At 65.5% G+C, this 21953-nt stretch carries 18 protein-coding genes; 6 read left to right on the plus strand and 12 right to left on the minus strand.

From position 1 onward, the window contains the following. From HBN54_RS17260 to HBN54_RS17280, 5 genes are all read right to left on the minus strand, one after another. Positions 1–2384 (minus strand): beta strand repeat-containing protein (locus HBN54_RS17260; protein WP_168674479.1); only part of this gene is annotated, 2384 nt, incomplete at its 3' end. Positions 2385–2618: 234 nt separating this feature from the next. Beyond that, entirely contained in the window at positions 2619–7235 is a 4617-nt protein-coding gene (locus tag HBN54_RS23880; RefSeq protein ID WP_168674480.1) for a LamG-like jellyroll fold domain-containing protein, read from the minus strand. 492 nt (positions 7236–7727) lie between these two features. After that, positions 7728–8189, minus strand: a complete 462-nt coding sequence (locus tag HBN54_RS17270) for a hypothetical protein (protein WP_168674481.1) — start codon at positions 8187–8189, stop codon at positions 7728–7730. A 153-nt stretch (positions 8190–8342) separates the two neighbouring features. After that, on the minus strand, positions 8343–9098 hold the full coding sequence (locus HBN54_RS17275) for a hypothetical protein (protein ID WP_168674482.1): 756 nt from the start codon (positions 9096–9098) through the stop codon (positions 8343–8345). A 139-nt stretch (positions 9099–9237) separates the two neighbouring features. Next, on the minus strand, positions 9238–9738 hold the full coding sequence (locus HBN54_RS17280; RefSeq protein ID WP_168674483.1) for a hypothetical protein: 501 nt from the start codon (positions 9736–9738) through the stop codon (positions 9238–9240). Between the two features lie 128 nt (positions 9739–9866). Between HBN54_RS17280 and HBN54_RS17285 the strand changes: the two genes are divergently transcribed. Continuing rightward, on the plus strand, positions 9867–10268 hold the full coding sequence (locus HBN54_RS17285; protein ID WP_168674484.1) for a hypothetical protein: 402 nt from the start codon (positions 9867–9869) through the stop codon (positions 10266–10268). A 98-nt stretch (positions 10269–10366) separates the two neighbouring features. Here HBN54_RS17285 and HBN54_RS17290 read toward each other — a convergent pair whose 3' ends face one another. Both HBN54_RS17290 and HBN54_RS17295 read right to left on the minus strand, forming a co-directional pair. Then, the gene (locus tag HBN54_RS17290; protein ID WP_168674485.1) at positions 10367–10780 is read right to left on the minus strand and encodes a hypothetical protein; all 414 of its coding nucleotides are present in this window, start codon (positions 10778–10780) and stop codon (positions 10367–10369) included. A gap of 99 nt (positions 10781–10879) precedes the next feature. Further along, positions 10880–11701 carry an alpha/beta fold hydrolase gene (locus HBN54_RS17295; protein WP_168674486.1) on the minus strand — a complete coding sequence of 274 codons (822 nt, stop codon included), beginning with the start codon at positions 11699–11701 and terminating at the stop codon, positions 10880–10882. A gap of 220 nt (positions 11702–11921) precedes the next feature. Between HBN54_RS17295 and HBN54_RS17300 the strand changes: the two genes are divergently transcribed. Then, positions 11922–12707, plus strand: a complete 786-nt coding sequence (locus HBN54_RS17300; protein WP_168674487.1) for a bestrophin-like domain — start codon at positions 11922–11924, stop codon at positions 12705–12707. Between the two features lie 10 nt (positions 12708–12717). On the opposite strand, the gene HBN54_RS17305 is transcribed toward HBN54_RS17300, so the two are convergent. From HBN54_RS17305 to HBN54_RS17325, 5 genes are all read right to left on the minus strand, one after another. Beyond that, entirely contained in the window at positions 12718–13194 is a 477-nt protein-coding gene (locus tag HBN54_RS17305) for a hypothetical protein (protein WP_168674488.1), read from the minus strand. A 55-nt stretch (positions 13195–13249) separates the two neighbouring features. Then, positions 13250–13753, minus strand: a complete 504-nt coding sequence (locus HBN54_RS17310) for an META domain-containing protein (protein ID WP_168674489.1) — start codon at positions 13751–13753, stop codon at positions 13250–13252. 36 nt (positions 13754–13789) lie between these two features. Then, on the minus strand, positions 13790–14620 hold the full coding sequence (locus tag HBN54_RS17315; RefSeq protein ID WP_168674490.1) for an META domain-containing protein: 831 nt from the start codon (positions 14618–14620) through the stop codon (positions 13790–13792). 72 nt (positions 14621–14692) lie between these two features. Beyond that, positions 14693–14965, minus strand: coding sequence for a hypothetical protein (locus HBN54_RS17320; protein WP_168674491.1), 273 nt, complete (start codon positions 14963–14965; stop codon positions 14693–14695). Positions 14966–15125: 160 nt separating this feature from the next. Further along, a complete protein-coding gene (locus tag HBN54_RS17325) occupies positions 15126–16343 on the minus strand; it encodes an AraC family transcriptional regulator (RefSeq protein ID WP_168674492.1) in 1218 nt (405 codons plus the stop codon). A gap of 447 nt (positions 16344–16790) precedes the next feature. Here HBN54_RS17325 and HBN54_RS17330 point away from each other — a divergent pair, with 447 nt between their 5' ends. The 4 genes from HBN54_RS17330 to HBN54_RS17345 all read left to right on the plus strand — a co-directional run bounded on the left by HBN54_RS17330 (position 16791) and on the right by HBN54_RS17345 (position 21932). Next, positions 16791–17243, plus strand: coding sequence for a hypothetical protein (locus HBN54_RS17330; protein WP_168674493.1), 453 nt, complete (start codon positions 16791–16793; stop codon positions 17241–17243). Positions 17244–17311: 68 nt separating this feature from the next. Then, positions 17312–18895, plus strand: a complete 1584-nt coding sequence (locus HBN54_RS17335; protein ID WP_168674494.1) for a carboxylesterase/lipase family protein — start codon at positions 17312–17314, stop codon at positions 18893–18895. A gap of 65 nt (positions 18896–18960) precedes the next feature. Continuing rightward, entirely contained in the window at positions 18961–19590 is a 630-nt protein-coding gene (locus tag HBN54_RS17340) for a hypothetical protein (RefSeq protein WP_168674476.1), read from the plus strand. Positions 19591–19670: 80 nt separating this feature from the next. Then, complete coding sequence (locus HBN54_RS17345; protein WP_168674495.1) at positions 19671–21932, plus strand: patatin-like phospholipase family protein; 2262 nt, start codon at positions 19671–19673, stop codon at positions 21930–21932. The last annotated feature ends 21 nt before the right edge of the window (positions 21933–21953 follow it).

The following is a 21953-nucleotide window of genomic DNA, read 5'->3' on the forward strand; positions in this document are numbered from 1 at the left end:
CCGTCGGCGTTGAGGCGGGCGATGCGGGACACGCCCGTGGCCGTGCCGTTATAAGAGGTGAAGGCCCCGCCCACCAGCACCTTGCCGTCGGGCTGCAAGGCCAGCGCGCTCACCGTGGAGTTGAAGCCCGCGCCCGTCGCGAAGCTCGCATCCAGGCTGCCGTCGGCGTTGAGGCGGGCGATGCGGGACACGCCCGTGGCCGTGCCGTTATAAGAGGTGAAGGCCCCGCCCACCAGCACCTTGCCGTCGGGCTGCACAACCAGCGCGCTCACCGTGGAGTTGAAGCCCGTACCGGTGGTCAGGCCGGCCAGCACGGCGGCGGCCGTGAGCGTGACGCGCCCCCCGGCCGGAATGGTCGTGGGGCCGTTGGCCGTCAGCGTTACCTTGCCCGCCGCGCATACCGGCGCGGTGAAGTAGCCCAAGCTGGTGCCCGTGCCCGCAAGTGTGGTAACCGAAACCGGCGCCTGCACCACCCCGGCCGGCACGGATACCGTAATCTGGGTGGGCGAGTTCAGTAAGAAGCCCGGCGCGGCAGTGTTGCCGAAGGCCACGCCCGTGGCATTGGTAAAGTTGGTACCCGTGATGGTGACCACGGTGCCCGCCGCCCCGCTGGTGGGCGTGAAGCTGCTCACGACCGGCACCGGCACCGCAAAGCTGGTGGCACTGGCGGCCGTGCCTGAGGGCGTGGTCACCCGAATCAGGCCGGTGCTGGCCGCGGTGGGCACGCTCACCGTAATCTGGGTGGCCGAGTTCACCACGAAGCCCGGCGCGTTTGCATTGTTGAAGGTCACGGCCGTGGCCCCCGTGAAGTCGGTGCCCGTGATGGTGACCACGGTGCCCGCCGCCCCGCTGGTGGGCGTGAAGCTGGTGATGACCGGCACCGGCGGCAGGTTCAGCCGCAGATACAGGCCGCCGGTGCCGTTCGGGTTGGCCCCGGCCAGGTCCAGGTCTCCGTCGTTGTCGAGGTCGGCCATCGCGAAGTAGAACACGGAGGTAGGCGCCGCGATGATGGTGGCGGCACCGAACGTACCCGTGCCGTTGTTCAGGCGCAGGAAGAAGCCCGTGGTGCCGCGGCTGCTGGCCACCAGGTCCAGGTCGCCGTCGGCATCCACGTCGCCCGCGGCCGCGCCCGAAGTGCTGGTGGGCATGCCCACGTTCACGACCGGGCCAAAGCCGCCGGTACCGTCGTTGAGGTTGGTGCGCAGCGAGAACTGAGTCGTGTTTTCGCCCCCCGTGCCCAGGTCGAGGGCCCCGTCGCCGGTAAAGTCGGCCAGCACCACGGAGTTGGGCTGGCTGTTCATGGTCAGCACGCTGGTCGTGAAGGCCAGGCCGGTGCCATCGTTCCGGCCCACCACCACGCTGCCGTTGGCGTAGTCGCTCACGGCAAAGTCCAGGTCGCCGTCGTTATCCACGTCGCCCAGCACGGCAAACACGGCATTGGCCGCAACGCCATTGATGGCAACGGCCAGCGTGAAGGCCCCGCTGCCGTTGTTGGTGTACACCGTGATGGTGCCGCCGCCCGCCGAGCTGGGCACCACCATATCCAGGTCGCCGTCGCCGTCGAGGTCGCCCAGGGCGGCCTTGCGCGGGTCGCCGCTGCTCACGGGAGCCGGGGCCAGCAGCGTGAAGGCGCCCGTGCCATCGTTTTGCAGCACCGATACTGTGCCGCTGGTGGTGCCGTTAGTGCCATTAGTGGGCACCACCAGGTCGAGGTCGCCGTCGTTGTCGAGGTCGCCGGCCGTGAGGGAAAAGAAGCCGCCCGCGCTGGCATACGCCGTGGGGGCGGCGTAGGTGCCGCCACCCGTGCCCAGCCGCACCTGCAGGCCCCCGCCGGTATCGGCCAGGTCCAGGATGCCGTCGTTGTTAAAGTCGGCGGCCACTACCTCGCCCGCAGTGGGATTGGTCAGCGTGGCACCGGGCAGGAAAAGGCCCCGCCCGGTGCCCCCCGTGGCGGCCGTAAACTGCGATACCCGCGCCGTGGCCAGCGCGCCCCCGGCGCTGGCGGCCGCCGTGGTCACGGTGCTGCTCACAGTTTCGCCCGGCAAAAAGCTATAGGCTGAAGGCGTGAACGTGAGCGTGCTGCCGCTCACCACGGCCGGGGCGGCCACGGTGCGCAGGCCCCCGCGCTGAGCCGAATGCACCTTTAGCGCCGGGGCCGAGCCGGCCGTCAGGGCCTGGTCGAAGGTGATGGCCACGGGGCTGGTGCGGGCCGCCGCGCGGGCATTGGCCAGCGGGGCCACCGCCGTGATGGTGGGGGCCTGCGCTCCGGCCGTCCAGGGCAGCAGCGACAGCAGCAGCCCTAGCAGCGGCCGGCAGACGGAGGGTACGGACGTGGGCCAGCCCATGCGGGCCACCCGCCCGGCGGCAGTGTAGGAGTTTTCCATAAGCAAGAAAGAGAGTCAGTCGGGTAATTATTGGGGGTCCGCTTCCTGACCAGGAAAGCCTGCCGTAATTAATTAGTGATATATAGACACTACCACAAAGGTAGCGGCCTCCAATACGCCCCGATATGACATGAACATGTCATATTTGAGCCAGGCAGCGCCGTACTACCGGCTACCATGCAGCCCCCGCGCCGGGAGGCACGGGGGCTGCATGGCGACTATGGACGCAGCTTCTTACTCCACCGTCAGGCGTAGCACGCTGGCCCCGACGCGCACCACGTACACGCCCGTGGGCAGCCCGGCCGGCAGCATCAGCGCGGCCGTACCGGTGGCATCGGCCGGGGCCGTGGTGACCAGCCGGCCCTGCGCGTCGAACACCGTGACCACCGTGCCGGGCTGCGCGCCCGTGAAGGTGGCTGCGCCCGCGTGGGCCGGGTTGGGGTACAGGGCCAGACCGGCAGCCGCGCCCGTCAGGGGCACGGTACGCACCGGCGAGTAGGCAAACGTGCCGTCCAGGTCCACCTGCCTGAGACGGTAGTAGAGCCGGGCCGCACCAGCGGGCAGCTTGGCGTCCAGCAGCTCGTAGCGGCGGGTGCAGCTGCTGCTGCCGGCCGCCGCTACCGTGCCGATATGGTCGAAGGCGATGCCGTCGGCGCTGCGCTCCACCTCAAAGGCCTGGCTGTTCTTTTCCGAGGCGGTGGCCCAGGCCAGGCGCACGGCGGCCGGGCCTTCGGCCGTGGCCGTGAAGGCGGCCAGCTCCACCGGCAGCGGGGCGGCGTTGTTGCCCAAGGTCCAGATGGAGAAGTCGGTGATGCCGGTTTTGGTGATGACGCTGCCAACCGCCGTGGTGCCGCGTTGCGGTATCCAGGGCGTGCCGCCGCTCACCGACTTGAACAAGCGCAGGCTGGCCACCGCGATGCCGTTGAGCTCGTGGGGGAAATAGGCGAAGTCCATGGTCACGCTCAGGCCCGTGTTCACGGCGGGCTGGATGTTGAAGCTGCGCAGGATGCTCTGGCTGGTGCCGGCCCCGGCCAGGGCCGTGCCGGTGGTGCGCGTGAGCACCGTGGCGCCGGGGGCGGTAGAGCCGGCCGCCGGCGTCAGGGTCAGGCCCAGGCCGCTGAAGCTTTGGGCCGCGCCGGGGGCCAGCGGGCGGTTCACCACCACTTTGCCAATGACGTAGCTGGCATCGGACTCGCTGATGGTGGCCGAGCCGCCCAGGTTCACCTGGTAGCTGGCCGTGGTGGTAAGTGTGCCGCTGCTCAGGGTCAGGCCGGAGTTGATGGTCAGGTTCTGGGCCAGCTGCACGGTGCCGGCGGCTTTGTTCACCGTCAGGGTGGTCACGCCCGAGGCGATGCTCAGCGTCTGGGTGGCGGCGCTGCCCACGAAGGCGACGGTGCCGTTCAGCGTGGCCGTGCCGTTGTTGGTGCAGTTGCCGTTCACTTGCAGCGTGGCCCCGCTGGCCTCCGTGAGGGTGCCGCCGGCGTCGATGGTCAGGCTCAGCACGGGGTAGGTGCCGGCGGGCAGGCTGGGGTAGGTGGTCTTGCCGGTGGGGATAATCACGCTGGTGGCCGCGTCGGGCACTTGGCCGAAGCTCCAGTTGGCGCAGCTGGTCCAGTCGGTGCTGGTGCCGAGCCAGGTGGTGGTGGGCGTGACCGGAACGCTCACCGTTACAATGGCCGTCCGGCTGGTGGTATTGCCGTAGCCGTCGCTCAGAGTCACGGTTACGGGGTTGTCGCCCAGGTTGGCGCAGGTGAAGGTATTGGGACTGATGCTGGCTGTCACCGTGCCGCAGTTGTCGGTGGCATTGCCCCGGTACACCTGCGCGGGACTTACGGTAACGGTACCGCCGGCCCCGAGGGCTACCGTGGCCGACTGGATGGAAGCCGACGGGTCGGGCACCAGGATGTAGAGGCTCTTGACGGTGTAGTTGCCCACGTTGTTACCAAAGGTCCAGTCGGTGTCGCCCGTGCCGGGCGCATTCTGATTGCCGATGCCCACGCCGTCAGCGGCGGCCGAGGAGCCCCAGCCGTTGTAGCCGAACACGGTCTGGGGCGTGGTCAGGTTGTGCACCTGGAACGAGCCGTGGCCGGCGGCGGTGTTCTGGCCCCCGTCGCTCATATCGAAATAGCTGCCGTTGGCCACTGCCACGTTGTCGGTGTTGGTCTGGGTGTAGTTGCTGGGCCACATCTCCACGCGGCCGGTGCCCAGGCTGCTGCCCGTGACGAGGGTGCCGCCGGCGTTGCTGTACACGTTCAGGTTGCTTACGCTCTGGTGCCAGTTCACGGGGTTGGCCGTGGGGTGCGGCAGACCCAGCTGGGTGAGGTTGGCCGCGAAGTTGTCCATCGAGGCCCACACCCACCTGGTGGTGCCGCCGCTGGTTAGCTCCACGTAGTAGGCTACCCGCGCCGGGTTGGCGGGCAGCACCGTAGCCGATTTATCGACGGCGTAGGCCACTGCACCCAGGCTCCCAAAATTAGCGTTAGCGGGCATGTCTACCTGGTAGAGCACGCCGTAGCCGGCCGCTTCGGGCACGTTGGCCAGGGCCAGGGCCGGAGCATCGGGCAGCAGGTTGGCCACGGCGGGGGCGGTGTTGTCGAGCACCGTCACGATGGCCGGGGCCGTGGCGGTGTTGCCGCCGGTATCGGTCACGGTCAGGGTTACGGGGGTGCCGTTGGTTACCGGGGCGGCATCGGTGGTCCAGGCCGGGCCGTTCACAAACGTAGCCAGGTTGGCGGCAGTGCCGGTGGCGTCGGCGGTGGTGGTGCCGCTGCCTTCGTTGAGGCGGTAGTAGGCCAGCAGGCCGGCGGTGCCGCCGGGCAGGCCAGTGCCCTTGGTAATGCTGAGCTGCGCGGCCGTGCGGGCCACGCTCCACACCCGCACCTCGTCGATGCGGCCATTGAAGTATTCGTTGCCATTGGTGGTGCCGATGGTCAGGTTGTTGGCATTGGGTACGGCGTGGGGGCCGGGGTTGTCCGAGCTGATGGCCACCCCGTCAAGATAGAGTGTCCGCGTGTTGGTGGCCGCGTTGTAGGTAGCGGCTACGTGGTGCCAGCTTCCGCTCAGGTTGGCGGTGTTCGTAACGAGGTCGGGGCCCCACCAGTAGTTTTCGAGGCCAATGCCCCGCCCGTCGTTGAACAGCCGCAAGGCATTCACCTGCGGCCCGGTGCCGTAGTTGCCCCAGCCAATGATGCCGTAGGCCCCCATGGCCGTGGGCTTAATCCAGGCTTCGAGGGTGTAGGAGCCGTTGCCGATGGGCAGGCTGTTGCCGGCGGCCACGGCCAGGTACTGGCTGCTGCCATTGAAGCTCAGGCCGCTGGCCACCGTGGCCGGCACCACGTTGGCGCAGCTGAAGGCGCTGGCCGACACACTCAGCGCTCCGGCGGGGGCCGGGCCGCAGTCGGCGGTGCTGCCGTTGTTCACGGCCGTGGCGGCCAGCGGGGCGTTGCCGCCCGCGTCCAGGGTCAGGGACACGTTTCGGGCCGTGGCCACCGGGGCCGCGCACAGCGTGAACGGCTGGCTGCTGGCTGCGCTGGTGCCGTTGGGCGTGGTCACCGTCAGGGTGCCGGTGGTGGCCCCGGCCGGTACGGCCAGCACAATCTGCGTGGCGCTGCCGGTAAAGCTGGTCTGGGCTGTGCCGTTGAAGCGCACGCTCGTGGCCCCGCTCAGGTTCGTGCCCGTTATCGTCACGCTCGTGCCCACCGGCCCGCTCAGGGGTGTGAAGCTGCTGATGACCGGCGCGAGCACTACCGTGAACGTGCTGGTGGCCGAGCTGGCGCTCACGGGCTGGCCGCTGGCCTGGGCCGTGGCAGCTACCGAGTGGCTGCCCTGCGTCAGGGCCGTGGGCTGCGCCAGCGAGTAGGTGCCGCCCGCCGTGGCCGTGGTGGTGGTGCCCAGCAGGGTGCCATCCACGTACAGGCGCACCGTGCTGCCGGCCGCGGCCGTGCCGCTGTAGGTGGGCGTGGCGGTGGTCACGGTGCCGCCGTTGGCGGGCGCGGCCACGGTGGGGGTGGCCGTGGGGCTGGGGGCAATGGCCGTGATGGTCATGGCCCCGTTGCTGAGCACCCCGCTGGGGCTGTAGCTGATGGCGGTGCTGCCCGCCATCACCCACGACGAGCCGCCGCCCCCGCCGCCGCCGGAGACATTGCTGCCGCTGCCGCTCTGGCCGCCGCCGCCACCCCCGTAGTAGCCGCCGCCTCCGCTGCCGCCAAACCCGGCATTAGCCCCGCCGACATTGGCAGCTCCGGCCGAGGCCCCCGTTGCCCCCGCCCCCGCGGCGGTGGCCGTAGCGCCGGCTCCCGCGTATCCTCCCACCGCCGCAGTGCCGTTGCCCCCGGGCGGGGTGCCCCCGCTGCCGCCGGCGTAGTACGAATCAGATTGAAGATTATAGCCCTCGGCTCCGCCGCCGCCGGCCACCAGCAGCGCGTTGCGGCTGGTGAGGTAGTCGCCGGTACTGGTGCCCGTGCGCCGCAGGTCGGTAGCGCCGCCGCCCCGGCCACTGCTGCCACTGCCGCCCCCGCCATTGTAGCCGAACGGAATCATGTTGCCGCCGCCGCTGGGGCCGTTCGGACTGCCCGTGCCGCCCACTTCCACGCGCAGGCTTTCGCCGGGCGTTACCGTTACGGTGGCCTGCACCACGGCTCCGTTGTAGGCCCCCGTGGCTACTACGGTCAGCCTGGTAGCCCCCGCCGGCACTGCGTAGCTCTGGGTGCCGCCGGTGCAGGCAAAGGAGGTGGTCTGGGCCCGGGCCAGCCCCGGCAGGGCCAGCAGCAGGGCCAGCAGCAGCCGGGTAATGAAGGCGGCGGGCGCGGGCGCGCCCGCCGGTTGCCCGGTAGCAGTGCAGAAGTTTTTCATAAGCAGGGAAGAGAACCAGTCGGATGCATCCTTCGGGTTCGCCTCCTGACCAGGAAAGCCTGCCGCAATCAATTAGCGCTATATAGATACTGCCGTAAAGGTAGCGGCTACGTTTGCGTAGTAGTATGGCACGGACCCAACATAGTTGCCTTTTTTGGCCGCTGGCTGCCAGCCACCAAAAAGCCCCCGCGCCGGGAGGCAAGGGGGCGGTGGCTTGTCGCACAGGCTATAGCTCGTGCCGCGGGGCGCGGGGCCGGAACCCGCCGAAGTAGTTGCTGCGGGGTGGCCGGGGCGGGCGCTTGGCCTTGGCGCAGAGCATGCCGGGCTGGGGGCTCGGTGAGTTCACGAAACTCATCCCCTCGGCGCGTTTCGTAAACTTTCATCCGTAGACGAGTTTCTTAAACTCGCTTGGCCCTGCAGCGGTCTGTTGGCATTTGGCACCGGCCAACTGCCATCCGTTCACCGAAACGAGCATTAATTTGGCCAGTCTTGTTAACGGCCTGGTTGGGTGGCCTCGTTGCGTGGAGCCCTTACCGGCAAGTACTCGTTCGGGTTGGGGATGAAAGCCCGGAGGAGGGTTTTTAACTCGTTGTCTAGCCGATAGAGTCTCCCGCGGGAAAGCAAGGTGCTGCCTTGTGCCACGTAAATGGCCCGGGTGGTTCCGCCCTGGTAGAAAACGTTGAAACGGAAACGCACGAAACGGGATTTGAAGCGCCCCACTGGGATGCTGTCCTTTGCGGCGAGCATTTCGTCCAGCCGGCGGACAAACACCTGTCCCTGTTTTAGCGTGACCTTGGTCGGGGCGGACTGCTGAATGTCCGCGGAATCCACCCCGATAAGCGTGGAACTGGACAGGGGATACGCGTTGAGGCGCACGCTGCGCACGCGCGGGGCTTGCGCTCGGGCTGACCAGGCACTTAAGCACGCCACCAGCACCAAACTAAATTTCTTCATCGTTCACGCTTTACAAGGGGGAAGGGCCGCCCAAATTAAGCACGCTTGAACGCACAGCTAGGGTCGCTTCGGGCTGTGCGGCTACTGGCCTTCGTTCGTGTTCATTCAAACGGTCGGAATAATAAAGGCTGCTTCATTGAGTCAATTAGGAGCTCATTCCCCGGTGGTTCTCACCAAAATGGTTCCGTTGCCGAGGTAGACCACCAGCCATTCGACGTGGTGAGGCAACAGAAACACGTTCATTCCCGGAACCGTCGTCGCAGTAGAGCGGTGGGCTAGCCACGCGTGCACGTCGGCGCCCTCGGCATCGTAAACCCGGTGCAAAAAGGCATGGACTGGGTGTTCGTACACCAGGTAATAGGCCGGGTCGGTCAACTGTTCGAAGAGCAAAGGGTCCGCCGCGAACAGTGTGTCGGTGCGCACGCCCTCGTCGACCATGTGCTGCACTTGGGTCAGCAGCTTGCCTGCGTCCTCCGGGGGCAGGCGGCGTCCGGGGAAGGGCCTTTGCGTGGCGTCCCAGTGCTGGAGGTGTGCCACCACCCGGTCTTTAAACCCTCGTTGGTCCTGCAAATCGGTGGTGAGGCGAATCGTTGTATGGGCCGAGCGGACCTCGTAGGCGCCCAGGTTCTCGACCAAGCCGTCAATGTCCGCCAGCGGCAGGTATTTGGTACGGAAGCCGTATTGCCACAGGCCCGTATCCGTCAACTCCAGCCGGTGTCGCAGGGCGTAAACCAGGCCGGCGGCGCAGCCGAGTAATAAGGGCAGGCTGACGACCCACAGCTGGCCGTAGTCTCGGGCGCGCACGGCCTCAACAGCGCTCCAGGCGGCCACGACGCCAAAGCCCACGGTGGCGCCGTAAATCAGCACTTTTGTCCCCAGCGTAAAATCAGTGCGGGCTAGGATGGGCATGGCGTGTCACGGGAGCTAATGCGACCGAAAGTAAGGAATTGGCCGATTGCTGGTAATAGTGGCCACAAATCTACCGTTCAGGAAAACGGTACTGCCCTAAACTTAGGCCCGTTCAAAAATAGGAGCCTATCTGTGAAGCTTAGAATATAAAACCCAGGACCGCGTACCCAAACGCAGTCAAGGCCGTGTACTGGTATAACCTCACGCTATGCTCGTTAGACAAGGCAAAATACGTGCGCACCGCCGGGGTCGTCAGCAAATACAAAGCCGCTGTCATCACCGCGATGCTAAGCCAGTTCTCGACCACTAGGGCCCGCGGCCTGTGCGTACGAATAACCAAGGAGATAATGGGAACGACCCAGAAAAGCAGGTGGAAAAACAAGATGCCCGCGTAGGCCAGCGGGCGGCGTCCAAAAGCCGCCAATGCCGCGAGCACAGTTCCCACAAAAGGCAGCAGCATGTACCCTAAGGCTAGAAGTTGAGCGTCAAGAAAAGGAATATTGTACGGCCCGATATGGTCCGGCTGAAACTCATAAAACGCACTGATTTTTATGAGAATGCCGCCGGCGGCAAATAGAACAAGTAGCCCCAAGTAACTACGAAGTGCTGTTTCAATCAATCGCAGGGAAGGAATAAACATCGAACAAGGCTGTGAGCGGCCGGGAAAAGTACGAAAAGGCAAAGCTCCGTCTGCGCTGGTTCAGCGAAAGGGTGGCAAGGTAAACGGGCTCTGTTTAAATTAAGGAGCGTTCAAATTCAACACATATTATGTGCGAAATAGCCATTAACATTAGCACGCAGGAGGAGTACTCCGAAATCGATATTTCGGGCACTGAGGCTGATTTCGCCAGCGCTGCGAAGCAATTGGCTGAACGTTCAACAGGCGTATTCGCTCTCAACCTCAAGCCCAATATTTATTTTCCATTGCCAATGAAGCATTTGTCAATGGAAACGGTGGGCCAATCGAAGGGGGTAATTTCGGCTCTGATACATGGTGCCGAGTTTAAGCTTGTAGGGGACTCACAAGCGTTCCGAAAGTTGACTGATTTTGTCGAAAGCCTAGTCAATGTGCCCCCTGGTGGGCACTTTCATCTAGATTGGTTTGCCAATGCAGACTTACTAGCACCAGCCACGGCTGATATGTCCTTTATATTTTCCATAAAAGCATAAGCTTGATTAAACAGCTTTGCTCATGGACAGATAGCTCCTACTCGTTCACGCAAACGGTCCCAAGGTAAACGCCTCGTTCAAAGTAAGGAGCGAAATAGTTAACCTGGGTCTTCCGAACTGTAATAGCCGGGGGAAAAAGCAATGACGCTTTCGGCCCGCTGGGAATCTTCGTAGTAGGCCCCGATGCCCTGCTGGTAACAGGTATAGCCGGCCTCGTCCTGTTCCAACGCGGGGTCGGCGGCAAAGAGAGCCAGTGCCTTCTTTTTCGACAAGGGCAGGAGCGACGTGCCGTCCAGCAGCACGCGGGCCGGCCGGGTGAACTCCAGGGCCACGCACGTTTCGGCGTCGTTGTAGAGGACGAACAAGCCCAGCGATGGATACGAATCGGTGTCCTCTACTTCGCCCCTGAAAAAGCGTTCGGGCGTCTCGGGTAATTGTGCTCGGAAGGCTGCCCGGCTCATGCCGAAACGCAACGCGCCTGCGCCAATGTGCGGCGTAACGGAAAAAATCATGGAGCAAGATAGGGCAGCCCAATGGGGTTGGCTCGTTCAGCGAAACGGTGATTTCGGTCATCAGGGCCAAATTATGCCCAGCGCAAACTACTCCTGTCGTCAGTGTGCTAGGGCCGGTATCGCCTTCGCTTGAAAGAACTCGTCCACCTTTTGGTTGAACTCGTCGGCATGCTCCCGGAGCGTGGCGTGGCCGCTGTTGGGCACTATCCACAGCCAGGCGCGGCGTAAGTTGCGGTAAATAGCCACCGTATGGGCGTGTGTGATAATGTCCCGGTCGCCAGCGATGATGAAGGCGGGGGTCGCAATCTGCCGCAGCGTCGCCAGCGGAATGTTGGGCTGCAACACATCCAGCGTGAATACCTTCCATTTATTGCGCTTCCCCGGGTCGGGAAAGGCCGTGCCTTTATTCGCCTGGTAGGCCCGCTGTTGCGCTTTCCACACCGCCGGTACTAGGGCCGCCGAGTCGGGCGAGAGGTTGGCCCCCGTGGATGCTAGGCGCCGCACTTTGCTGGGATGCCGAAGCGCGAGCAACAGTGCGTTGATGCCACCGTCACTCCAGCCCAGCACGTTCACTGAGTCCAGGTGCAAGGCGGTGAGCAGGCCGGCAAAGTCATCGGCCATCATCTCAAAGCTCAGCGAGTCGCCCGGGTCCACCGACTTGCCGTGCGCCCGGCTGTCCACGGCAATCACCTGGTAGCGTTGGGCGAAGTAGGGGATGTTGGCCTTGAACTTCTCGATGCTCCCGCCATTGCCGTGAATCAACAGCAGGGGGTGGCCGTTGCCGTGCACCTCGTAGTAGAGCTTGACGCCCCGCACCAGTTGGTAGTGGCCCGCGGCCGCGTTATTGCCGTACGGCACGGGTTGGCCCACGGCGAGCAGCCCGGGCAATAGCAAACAGAGGAGGAGTAGGAAAGGGCGCACGGGTGAGGTGGTAAGAGCAGGTTCACGTTTGGCACCCCAAATATGACTGGAGAATACGGTGACTAAGCCCTGCGTTGCTTTGTTCACGAAAAAGGTGGCAAGGTAGAAGCACCTCGTTTCAAAAAAAGGAGGGTATCTTGTTCACTTAACAGCCCGCACTTCAGCCCCAGCAGCCAAATTTCTAGCGGACAGTTCGGTAGCCATTCTTTACATCCCGTCTATGTGGCACAATCTGTTCGATATTCTCCTATTCACCTTGGTTTATCCGGCCTCGCTGCTGCTGGCGGTGGGCGTGGGCTACGTGTTTGCCGAAGTGAACTACCGCCGCCGCGGTCGGATTTGGAAACCATCGGGCATTGAAAACGCGCTTATCACCATTTTCGGGCTCCTGCTTTCCTTCACCCTCCTCTCGTCCAACAACACGCTCAAGGAGCGTACCGTGTTGATTCACCAGTCGTCGGATGCCGTGGCCGAGCTGTACCGGGAAGGCCAGCTGCTGCCCGCCCCCGGTCCGGCCATCGTCCGGGGCTTGCTGCTGCGGTTTTTGGCGCTAGAGCTCGCCGAGCACCGCCCCAAGCCCCGGCCCGACCCGGCGCACGCCCGCAAAATCGCGGCGCTCGACCACCAGGCTTGGCAGCAGCTGCGCGGTGCCGTCCGGCCCGACGACGTGCGCCGGCTGCTGCCGGCCCTCCACAAGCTGAGCGCCGCCACGTCCCGGCTGCACTACTCCTACCAGGAAGGCACGCCGAGTTCCATCATCGCGCTGCTGCTGATTTCGTCCTGGGCGATTGGGGTGCTGGTGGGTTTCAGCAACAGCGCTCAGGAAACCCGCCATTACCTGGTGCCCGCCCTGTTTGTGGTTATTTCGGTGCTCACCGTGCAGGCCATCCGTGACCTCGACAACCCCGGGCTGGGCTTCATCCGACCCAACTACGGCAACCTGCAGAATTTGCAGCGCCTCATCGCGCAGGACCAACCTGCCGCGCCCCCCCGGCCCGGCAACTGAGCGCACCGGGCTACTGGTCGCAGACGACTTTGCCCAGCACGTACTCATAGCCCTGGTCGGGCTTCACCAACACCCATTTGCCGTTTTTTTCGATGCGTGCCCCCTCGCGCCACCGCAGCGAGTCGCCGGCCAGCGTAAACCGCACCTCGTGCACCTGCGTCACGCCCTCGCCGGCCCGCTGCCAGTCGGCCACGATTTGCTGGCCAGTCAGCGTGCCCGTTAAGGAGCCGCGGGCCTTGTCCTTCTCAGCGGGCAGCACGGCCAGCTCGCCCGTCACGGCCGCGCCGCTAATGCGCAGTCGCACCAGCGTGGTGTCGCGCCCCCGCACCTGCCGGTAGCAGACCGGTTGGGCTTGGTCGGCCGGAGCCGAAGCGCCCTTTTCGGCCGGCGAGGAAGCCGTGGTAGAGGCCGAGCGGTTGTCGCAGCCGCCGAGCAGGACCAGCATGGTGGCTGCCAGTACTGATTTACTCAGGTTGTTTGTGTTCATAGTGTTGTTGTTGAGGGTAAAGGTTTGCTTGGAAGCTGCCGGCTGAATGGCCCGGTTATTTCTCCGGGCTGGCCGGGGTGGCGCGGAACCGGGCCACGACGGCCGTGCCGTCGCGCAGCTCCAGCGCCGCGTCGGTTACGGAATAGGTTTTCACGGTGCCCAAGGCCTGCACGAAGCGGGTTTCATTGGCCGCCGCCGGCTCGGGGCACATCATACGGGTGGTAGCCAGCGGGGAGAATTTTAGTTGGCCGCCGCCCGTCAGCTCGAAGGTGCCAGTGAGGCGGTTGCAGCCCGTGGAGCCGCCCACGCGGTTGGGCGGAAAGAAAAGCAGGTGCGCTTCCTTTGCGTCGCCGGTGGGCGCTACCGGCTGGCTGGCGGCCTCGGATAAGGCCCAGCGGTGCGCAAACAGCTTCTCGCTGCCCCCGCCCGCCGGTTCGGCCGGTGCTGGGTTGGCGGCCGCGCCGGTGGCCGGGTCAGCGGTGGCGTTGGCGGCCGGGTTGGTGGCCTGGCAGGCGGCGGCCAGCAGCGCGGCCCCGAGCAGGAGGGTTTTGGTGAGCATGAGAAAGGAGTGGTTGGGTTTCAATGCAGTAGCGCGTCAGTCAAATTTTCTAAAAACCAGTGTGCTGACTCGATTTTTCAGCGTGAGCCGCAGGTTTTCAATTTGATAGGTGAAGGACTGCCCGGACAGGGCTTTCAGGAATTTCTGCTCGAAGGACAGCGCCGGGCAGGCCAGCATGGTGCCGCGCAAGGTGCCGAACCGCAGGCCGGCCCGCTCCGGCGTGAGGGAGCCGCCGAGGCCGTTGCAGCCGCCGAAGCCCAGCACCTCCCCGCGGGTCAGGTTCAGCTCCAGGTACGGCTTCTGCGGGCCAAACTGCGCGGCGGCCACGGCCTGCCCGTCCATGGATTCCAGGGCCCAGAGGTCGTGCAGGCGGGAGTCGCCGAGGTAGCGGCCGCAGCCGGCAAAGTCGCGGGCGGCGGCCTGGGCGCTGGTTTGGGCCCGCACCATGACGGTATAAGGCAGCACCTCGCCCGACATGCTGTTCGTGCAGGTTCGCTGCGCAATGGTCACGGTCAGTTCTCCGGCCCCGGTCAAGGCACGGTAGCGCAGCACGGGGGCATCCTGCGCCTGGTTGGGAGCGGGCAGCGGCAGGAGCAGGGAGTCGCCGGCGACCACCGTGCGGAATCGCATTTGCCCCCGGCTGGTTAGCTCCAGCGACCAGAACGGCTCGCTGCCCGACGCCACGAAGTCCACGCCGCGGCGGCGCAACTCGTCCCAGCGGTTGGTGGGGGCGGCCGGCATGGGCGGCGCAACGGGCGGCGGCGTACTGGCGGTGGGGCTGGTGGCTGGTGGCAGGGCGTTATTCTGGCGAACCGGCGCGCAGGCAGCCAGCAACAGCAGCAACAGGAAAAGCGCGTGAGGGCTCATGGGGCGGGTTTTCTGGCGAACTCGAAACAAGCGCGGGGCAGCGCGGCTGGTTGGCGCTGCGCAGGGGGGCACTCACTCCAGCAGTGCGTCGAGGTCAATCTGGTCGAGGTAGGGCTGGAGGTAAATGGGGTCGTGAAAGGCCCGCAGGATTTCGAAATCGGAAGGGGTGTGAAAGTTAATTTCCACGAAAAAGGCCCCAACCTGATAGATGCGCACCAGGCCCGTTGGGCCGGCTGGGCGGGCCGCCAGGCAGTAGCCCTGCTCCCAGACGCAGGTGAGCTGCGCGGCCGGCGGCAGCTGATTGAACGCCGCGAGGGCGCACCCGATGTCATCCGCTGGGTTCATCTGCCGCTGTCTGATTGCCTGGTGAAATACCCTGGCCACAAACGTAGCGGGCCCGCCGGGCGCTGACAAGGGCAGGACGGTCCTACCGCGTTACACTTTCTAATATGTGACAGCAAAAGGAGCCGCCGCCGTGTCCTTCAGCTGAATAAACTACTTGTAATTAGGCCGTTGGCGCAACCTGGGCCAGGTACTCGGTGGGCGTGCAGCCGGCGAGTTTCACGAAGGCGCGGGCGAACGTGGTGCGGTTGCTGAAGCCCGCTTCCAGCGCGAGGCCTTCCAGGGTGAGGTGCCGCCAACCCAGCTGCCCCATGCGTGCTTTCATGTACTCGACCCGGTAGCGGTTGATGAAATCGCTGAAATTCATGCGGTATTCCTGGTTGATAAGCGCCGACAGGTGGTGGGGCGGAATGGCCGTCTCCGCCGCCAGGTCCTTGATGCCGTAGCCCTTGCGCCGGAACGGCTGCTCCTGCCCGATGTGCGCCTCCAGCCGGGTGCGGTACTCGCATTTCCGCTCGTCGCTCAGCGAATACGCCCGCACCGCATCGTCCGGCTTTTCGGCCGCGGCGGAATCCGAAGCAGGCCCGGCCTCACCGACGGGCCGCGAGCCGAGCATTCCATAGAGCACCTGCGGCCGCAGAAACAGCAGCGTGGACGTCACCAGCAGGTAGCTGCCCAGCGCGCCGACGGCGAAAATAGTGGCTGCCGTGCCCCCGACCGGCAGCACCGTGGCGAGCAGCAGGGGCGGGTAGAGTAGGGTGTTGAGCACGGTGAAAAGCCGCAGCCAGCGCAGCAGCGCCTGGTTTTCGCAGCCGCTGGCGGAGTTCGTCTGGCGGCTAAACTGACGTAGCAGCCGCCACTGCAGCCCGGCGTAGGCAGTGCCCGCCGCAAACTTGAGCACCGGGTGGTAGTAGGCCGGCAGCAGCCCTTCCTGCTGCTTGGTCACGCCGGCAATGTCGACCAGCAGCCGTTCCAGGTACTGAAACTTGTAGGCGGCGCTGTGCAGCAGAAACGGCAGCAGCTCCAGCGTATGCAGCCCGAACGGGATAAAAAACAGCCAGTCGTAGCGCCGAAACCGGATTTCCTGGTACAGCACCGCCCGCACGTAGAGGTAGGCGCAGGGCGCGACCAGGTAGTGCAGCGGCATGTTCAGCCGGAACAGGTGCGGCACCAGGAAAATGGAGTGGTTGATGAGCAGCCCGCTGGTCAGGGCAAACAGTGCCACGCTGAACAAGGACACGCCCAGCAGCCGGTTGGCGTGGCGCTGCACCGTGTTCACGAAGGCGAGAATAACGCTGACGAGCGTTCCGATGAAGGCGCTCAGGAACATGAGCAGCGTCAGCGGCTCGGCGTAAGGCATCAGGGGTAGGGCTGGAATCATACGGGCCGGCTGGGTGGAAGCGACAGTCTTTTTCCGGGCAGTTCACATGCCGCAACTCTATACCGTGCGGCATCACTGCGAGTATTAGAATACAGCAATATAAAGCCAATGTTTTAAGGCATCCCGTCAGCCACCCCTCGGCTTGGAGAGGAGCCAACAGCATTTCTTACACCCCGAACCAAGTCCGTCGTGAATCGAAACAGTGCGCATACAGCTGAATTTCGGCGATTCTGTGTTACATTTTACAAAGTGTAACAGGCCTAAGCCCGCGCTTCTTGCTTCCCGGAAACGGTCATTTTACTATTGTGAACCGATGCCTGTGCCCCCCGTGCCGGCCGCCGCGGTCAGGCCCCGCCGACCCTCACAGGCGGCCACTTCCGCGCCGCCGTCCAAGGCCATTATTCCCCACCTGCTGTTTTTCCCCCCGCTCTTCATCCCCCTCACGCTATGACCAAACGACTCCTTCAATTCGGGCTGGCCACGCTCGTTTTCCTGCTGGGCTGGAATGCCCCGGCCGCCCAGGCCCAAACCCGCGACTCGCTGCGCCGGGTCTACGACACCCGCACGATTTACGGCTACGGCGACAAGTACATCATGGGTGGTCAGCAGTTGCCGTTTCGCAAGCTCAAGACCGAGTTTGGCCCCGGCGTCACCAGCGACCTGTACTTGCAAGGCCGGCACGACCGGGCCGTATCCCGCCTGCTGGGCGTGGGGGCCGTGGCGGCGCTGGTGGGCAGCGCGGTGCTTCGCAAAAACCAGCAGTTCGGCGGCATTGCCCTGCTCGTGGCCGGCGTGGGCCTCAACCTGGGCAGCCGGCGCTTCAGCAAAAAATCGACCGAGCTGGTGGACCGCGCCCTGTGGCTGCGCAACAAGGACGTGCTGTTCGGCCCCGGCCGCTAAGGCGGACTTTCGGTGATTCGCAGCCAAGCCCTACCGGGTACCACCCCGCACCCTACTTCTAACCCCCCATGAAAACATCATTCCCTCTACTCTCATTCCTCGGCCTGCTGCTGGCCGGCCCGCCCACGGCCCGCGCCCAGACCGACGACGGATTGGTGGCCACCACCGAAGCCGGGCAAGTGCGCGGGCAGCGCGTGGGCGAGGTGCTCGTGTTTAAGAGCATTCCCTACGCGGCCCCGCCGGTGGGGGAGTTGCGCTTTGCGGCCCCGGCCCCGCACCAGCCCTGGACGGGCGTGCGCAACGCCACCGCCGCCGGCCCCACTGCGCCGTACAACCGCCCGCCGGCCGGTGACATCGACGACCAACCCGTATTCGGGAAGGGCTGGGTGAAGGGCGACGACTACCTGACCACCAACATCTGGACCCCCGCCCTCAGTGGTCCCCCCCGGCCCGTGCTGGTGTACATCCACGGCGGGGCGTTTGCGGTGGGGGCCAGCGACGTACCGCTGTTCGACGGCACCGGTTTCGCCCAAAAAGGAGCCGTGCTGGTCTCGCTGAATTACCGGCTGGGCATCGAGGGCTTCCTGAAAATCAAGGGTGCACCGTCCAACCGGGGCACCCGCGACCAGCTGGCGGCCCTGCGCTGGGTGCAGGCCAACATTGCCCGCTTCGGCGGCGACCCGGCCAACGTAACCGTCTTCGGCGAGTCGGCCGGGGCGATGAGCGTGGCCACGCTGCTGGCCAGCCCGGCCGCCAAGGGCCTGTTTCGGCGGGCCATTCTGATGAGCGGCTCGGGGCAATCGGTGCTCAGCGGCGAGCAGGCCGACCGCATCGCCGCCAAGTACGCCCAGGTGCTCCGCATCAAAAACACCGCCGAGGCCTTCCGGCGCCTCAGCCCCGAGCAGGTGCTGGATGCTCAGAAAAAAGTCACCCCCAAAATGGTGAAGCTCGACACCGACGAGTACCGCGACCCCGGCTCGGGCACGGCGCTGTTCTTTCCGGTGCTCGACGGCGACATCGTGCCCGCCGTGCCCCTGGCCGCCGTGCAGCAAGGGGCCGGCCGCGACGTGGACGTGCTGGTGGGCTACAACTCCGACGAGGCCAACTACTTCCTGGTTCCCACCGGACTGCTCAAGAAAGTCAAGTCCAACTTCGTGCTGACGCTGGCCGTGAAGCGCCTCCTCCACCCCGCGCCCGCCGCCCTGATTACGGTGTACAAGCAGGCCTACCCCGCCAAAAGCCCGGGCGAGCTGCTCTCGGCCATGGCCACGGCCTACCAGTTTCAGGTGCCCTCGGTGCACCTCGCCGATGCCCACGCCCGCCAGCCCGGCCGCACCTACATGTACGAGTTTGCCTGGCCCTCCTCGGTGGCGGCCAGCAGCTACGGGGCCTACCACGGGCTGGCGCTGCCCTTCGTGTTCAACCAGCGGGCGCTGGTCACGGGCGCGCGCGGGATGCTGGGCCCCAGCGGCGGCCCCGCCGAGCTGGCCGAGCAGATGCAAAGCGCCTGGGTAGAATTTGCCCGCACCGGCAGCCCCGGCTGGGCCCCTTACACCCCCGCCGAGCATCAGACCATGTTGTTCAACACCCGCTCGCAGCTCCAAGCCAACCCGCACGCCAAGGAGCTCCGGGCCTGGGAAGGCGTGCGCTAAGCGCGGGCTTTGCCCGGACCTTATTACTGGTTACATCCTAAACGGCTTTCACCCGCCGCTATTCTATGAAAACCACGCTGTTTCTCGCCGCCTTGCTGGGAGCCGGGCTCGCGGCCCTGCCCGCCCCAGCCCAGCAGCCGATGCCTTCGGTGCCCCAGCCGCCGCAGCCGGGGGGCGTGCAGCCGCCGCGCCCGCCGCAGCCGGTGGTAGGGCAGCCGCGCCCGCCCCGGCCCCCGCAACCCCAAATTCAGCCGCCCCGGCCGCCGCAGCCGGTGGTGGTGCAGCCGCAGCCGCCGCGCCCGCCCCAGCCCCAAATTCAGCCGCCCCGGCCGCCCCAGCCGGTAATCCAGCCGCCGCGGCCGTCCTACAGCGAGTGGTTGCCCGTCATCACCCTGGCGGTACGGCGGCCGGTCGGGCAGGTCGGCGCGGTGCTGGACGGGGCCTACCATAACTTCCGCTACCTCAAGCTGCGCGTTCGCAACATGCCCCTGACCCTCGACCACCTGCTGGTGAGCTACGACTACGGGCCGGCGAGCAGCGTGCCGCTGCGCTACCGCCTGCGGCCGGGCCAGGACAGCGCCCCGCTCAACCTGCAACGCCTGGGCGGGCGTCGCATTCGCCGTCTCGACCTCTGGTACAGCAGCAGCGGCAATCTGTTCAACCCGGCCGTCGTCACCGTCCTCGGCTTGCGTTAGCGTGGCGGGCCACAACAGCCCGGTCCCGAGCAAGAAGAAAAAAATCCTGAAAAAGAAAGCCTGAATCGCAACCCGCCGCCATGACCATAAGCAAGTCCCTGCTTCTGCTGCCGCTTCTGCTGCTCGGCCCTTGGGCGGCCGAAGCCCAAACGTCCGCCGCTCGCCCCCGCATCGGCCTGACGCTGAGCGGGGGCGGGGCCCGCGGCCTGGCCCACATTGGCTTGCTCAAAGCCCTGGATTCGGCGCGGGTGAAGGTGGACTACGTGACGGGCACGAGCATGGGGGCCGTGGTCGGGTCGCTGTACGCGGCGGGGTATTCGGGGGTGGAGATTGAGCGGGTGGCCGGCCAGCTCGATTGGGATGCCCTGCTGACGAACGCCGCTCAGCTGCGCACCATCACGCTGCCCGAAAAGGACGACTTCGGGCGCTACCTCGTGGAGCTGCCCTTCGTGAAAGGCAAATTTCAGCTCGCCAGCGGGGTCATCGAGTCGGAAGAGCTGTGGCTGAAGCTGAGCGAGCTGTTCTTTCCGTATTACAGGACCAAGAATTTCAGTCAGTTCGAGCGCGAGTTCCGGTGCGTGGCCACCGACGTCATTTCCGGCGAGCCCGTCGTGCTGCGGCAGGGCGAAATCGTGGCGGCTATCCGGGCGAGCATGGCCATTCCGTCGGTTTTTACGCCCGTGCAGTACCAGGGGCACCGGTTGGTGGACGGCGGCATCGTGCGCAACTTCCCGGTGTCGGAGGTGAAAGCCATGGGCGCGGACGTGATTATCGGCAGCAACGTGTCGGCCGGAGCCTACACCGATGCCAACCTGCGCAGCCCCATCGACGTGCTGCTGCAAATCTCCTCCTTCAAGGACAACGCCGACTTCATCACCCAAAAAAAGCTCTGCACGGTGTTCGTCGACTACCCGTTGGGCGACTACGGCAGCGGCAGCTTCTCGGCCGCCGCACCCATCACGCAGCTGGGCCTGAAGCAGGGCCGGGCCATTTTTCCGCGCCTCAAGGCCCTGAACGATTCGCTCAACGCCCGCTACGGCCCGCCGCCGCCCGCCGCGCCGGCCCCGCGGGCCGACTCCGTGTACCTCACCGGGTACGAGGTGCGGGGGTTAGCGCCTGAACTGGTGCCGTCGCTCATGCAGCAGATGCAGTTTCGGGCCAACCGCTACTACACGGCCCCGCAGCTTTCGGCGGCCATCCGCAACGCGTTTGGCACGCGCTACTTCCGCAAAATCACGTACTCGCTCCAGGCTGCCTCCGCCACCGATTCGTCGGCCCGCGTGGTGTTCGACGTGGAGCCCAGCGCCCGGACCCGGGTGGGGCTGGGCTTGCACTACAATTCCTTCACGGGCATCGGCTTGATTGCCAGCGTAGCGGCCCACGACCTGCTGCTGCCTTTTTCGACCAGCCAGGCGGCGGTGAACATCGGCGAGAACCCGCGCCTGCGCCTCAAGCACACCCAGTACCTGGGGGCCAGCAAAACCGTGGTGGCCCGCCTGCTGGCCCAGGGCGAGCGGGTCAGCATCACCACCTACACGCCCGACTTCGACAAAGCCGGCCTCTACACCCAAACCTACGCGACGGCCAATGCGCAGCTGCTCCAGCTGCTGGGCCGCAACCGGGGCCTGGGGCTGGGCACGCGCTACGAGTACGGCCGCTTCAGTCCCGAAATTACCTCGCGGCTGCAGATAGACGGCCGGCTGCACCTGCTCAACAGCTACCTGTTGTTCGAGGAAAACACCCTGAATGCCGTGGCCTACCCCCGCAGCGGGCGCAAGGTGGAGGCCGAAGCCGGGGCCGTGTACGGCCAGCGGCCGGACTTCAAGGTCCTGCAGGGCGACGTGGTGGTGGGCACCGAGGCGTCGCCCAACTTCTCGTTCCGGCCCTACGGCCGCTACCGGCTGAACGCGGAGCAGTACCTCCCCCTGACCAAGCGTGCCACCCTGCTCCTGCAGCTGCAAGCCGGGGTAAACCAGCGCTACCGACAAGCCATTGCCAACGACTTCGTGGTGGGCGGCCTCAACGGGGTCATCCGCAACCAGCTCACGTTTGCCGGCCTGCCCGAAGCGTCCCTGTTCGTGAGCAGCGCCGCCGCCGGCCTGGTGGGCTACCAATACGCCCTCACCCCGCGCATCAACCTCACGGGAAAAGCCAACGTGCTCTACCACGGCTTCCTCGACGGCAACACCAACATCCAGCCAGCCGCAGTGATTTACGGGGGCGCGCTCACCCTGGGCATCAACTCATTCCTGGGCCCCATCGACACGAGCCTGATGTACTCGAGCGTATCGAAAAAGCTCCTGCCGTACTTCAACATCGGCTTTCCCTTCGGCTACCGCTAAGCAGCACCCTAGCTCACCGTT

It is taken from the genome of Hymenobacter artigasi (assembly GCF_012275535.1).
In the GTDB taxonomy this organism is placed as follows: domain Bacteria; phylum Bacteroidota; class Bacteroidia; order Cytophagales; family Hymenobacteraceae; genus Hymenobacter; species Hymenobacter artigasi.

Coding starts and splice junctions, on each gene's coding strand:
- HBN54_RS17310 (WP_168674489.1), bottom strand. CDS start 13,753: ATGCTCACCAAAACCCTCCTGCTCGGGGCCGCGCTGCTGGCCGCCGCC.
- HBN54_RS17325 (WP_168674492.1), bottom strand. CDS start 16,343: ATGATTCCAGCCCTACCCCTGATGCCTTACGCCGAGCCGCTGACGCTG.
- HBN54_RS17280 (WP_168674483.1), bottom strand. CDS start 9,738: ATGTTTATTCCTTCCCTGCGATTGATTGAAACAGCACTTCGTAGTTAC.
- HBN54_RS17315 (WP_168674490.1), bottom strand. CDS start 14,620: ATGAGCCCTCACGCGCTTTTCCTGTTGCTGCTGTTGCTGGCTGCCTGC.
- HBN54_RS17300 (WP_168674487.1), top strand. CDS start 11,922: ATGTGGCACAATCTGTTCGATATTCTCCTATTCACCTTGGTTTATCCG.
- HBN54_RS17320 (WP_168674491.1), bottom strand. CDS start 14,965: ATGAACCCAGCGGATGACATCGGGTGCGCCCTCGCGGCGTTCAATCAG.
- HBN54_RS17270 (WP_168674481.1), bottom strand. CDS start 8,189: ATGAAGAAATTTAGTTTGGTGCTGGTGGCGTGCTTAAGTGCCTGGTCA.
- HBN54_RS17345 (WP_168674495.1), top strand. CDS start 19,671: ATGACCATAAGCAAGTCCCTGCTTCTGCTGCCGCTTCTGCTGCTCGGC.
- HBN54_RS17275 (WP_168674482.1), bottom strand. CDS start 9,098: ATGCCCATCCTAGCCCGCACTGATTTTACGCTGGGGACAAAAGTGCTG.
- HBN54_RS17340 (WP_168674476.1), top strand. CDS start 18,961: ATGAAAACCACGCTGTTTCTCGCCGCCTTGCTGGGAGCCGGGCTCGCG.
- HBN54_RS23880 (WP_168674480.1), bottom strand. CDS start 7,235: ATGAAAAACTTCTGCACTGCTACCGGGCAACCGGCGGGCGCGCCCGCG.
- HBN54_RS17335 (WP_168674494.1), top strand. CDS start 17,312: ATGAAAACATCATTCCCTCTACTCTCATTCCTCGGCCTGCTGCTGGCC.
- HBN54_RS17330 (WP_168674493.1), top strand. CDS start 16,791: ATGACCAAACGACTCCTTCAATTCGGGCTGGCCACGCTCGTTTTCCTG.
- HBN54_RS17285 (WP_168674484.1), top strand. CDS start 9,867: ATGTGCGAAATAGCCATTAACATTAGCACGCAGGAGGAGTACTCCGAA.
- HBN54_RS17305 (WP_168674488.1), bottom strand. CDS start 13,194: ATGAACACAAACAACCTGAGTAAATCAGTACTGGCAGCCACCATGCTG.
- HBN54_RS17290 (WP_168674485.1), bottom strand. CDS start 10,780: ATGATTTTTTCCGTTACGCCGCACATTGGCGCAGGCGCGTTGCGTTTC.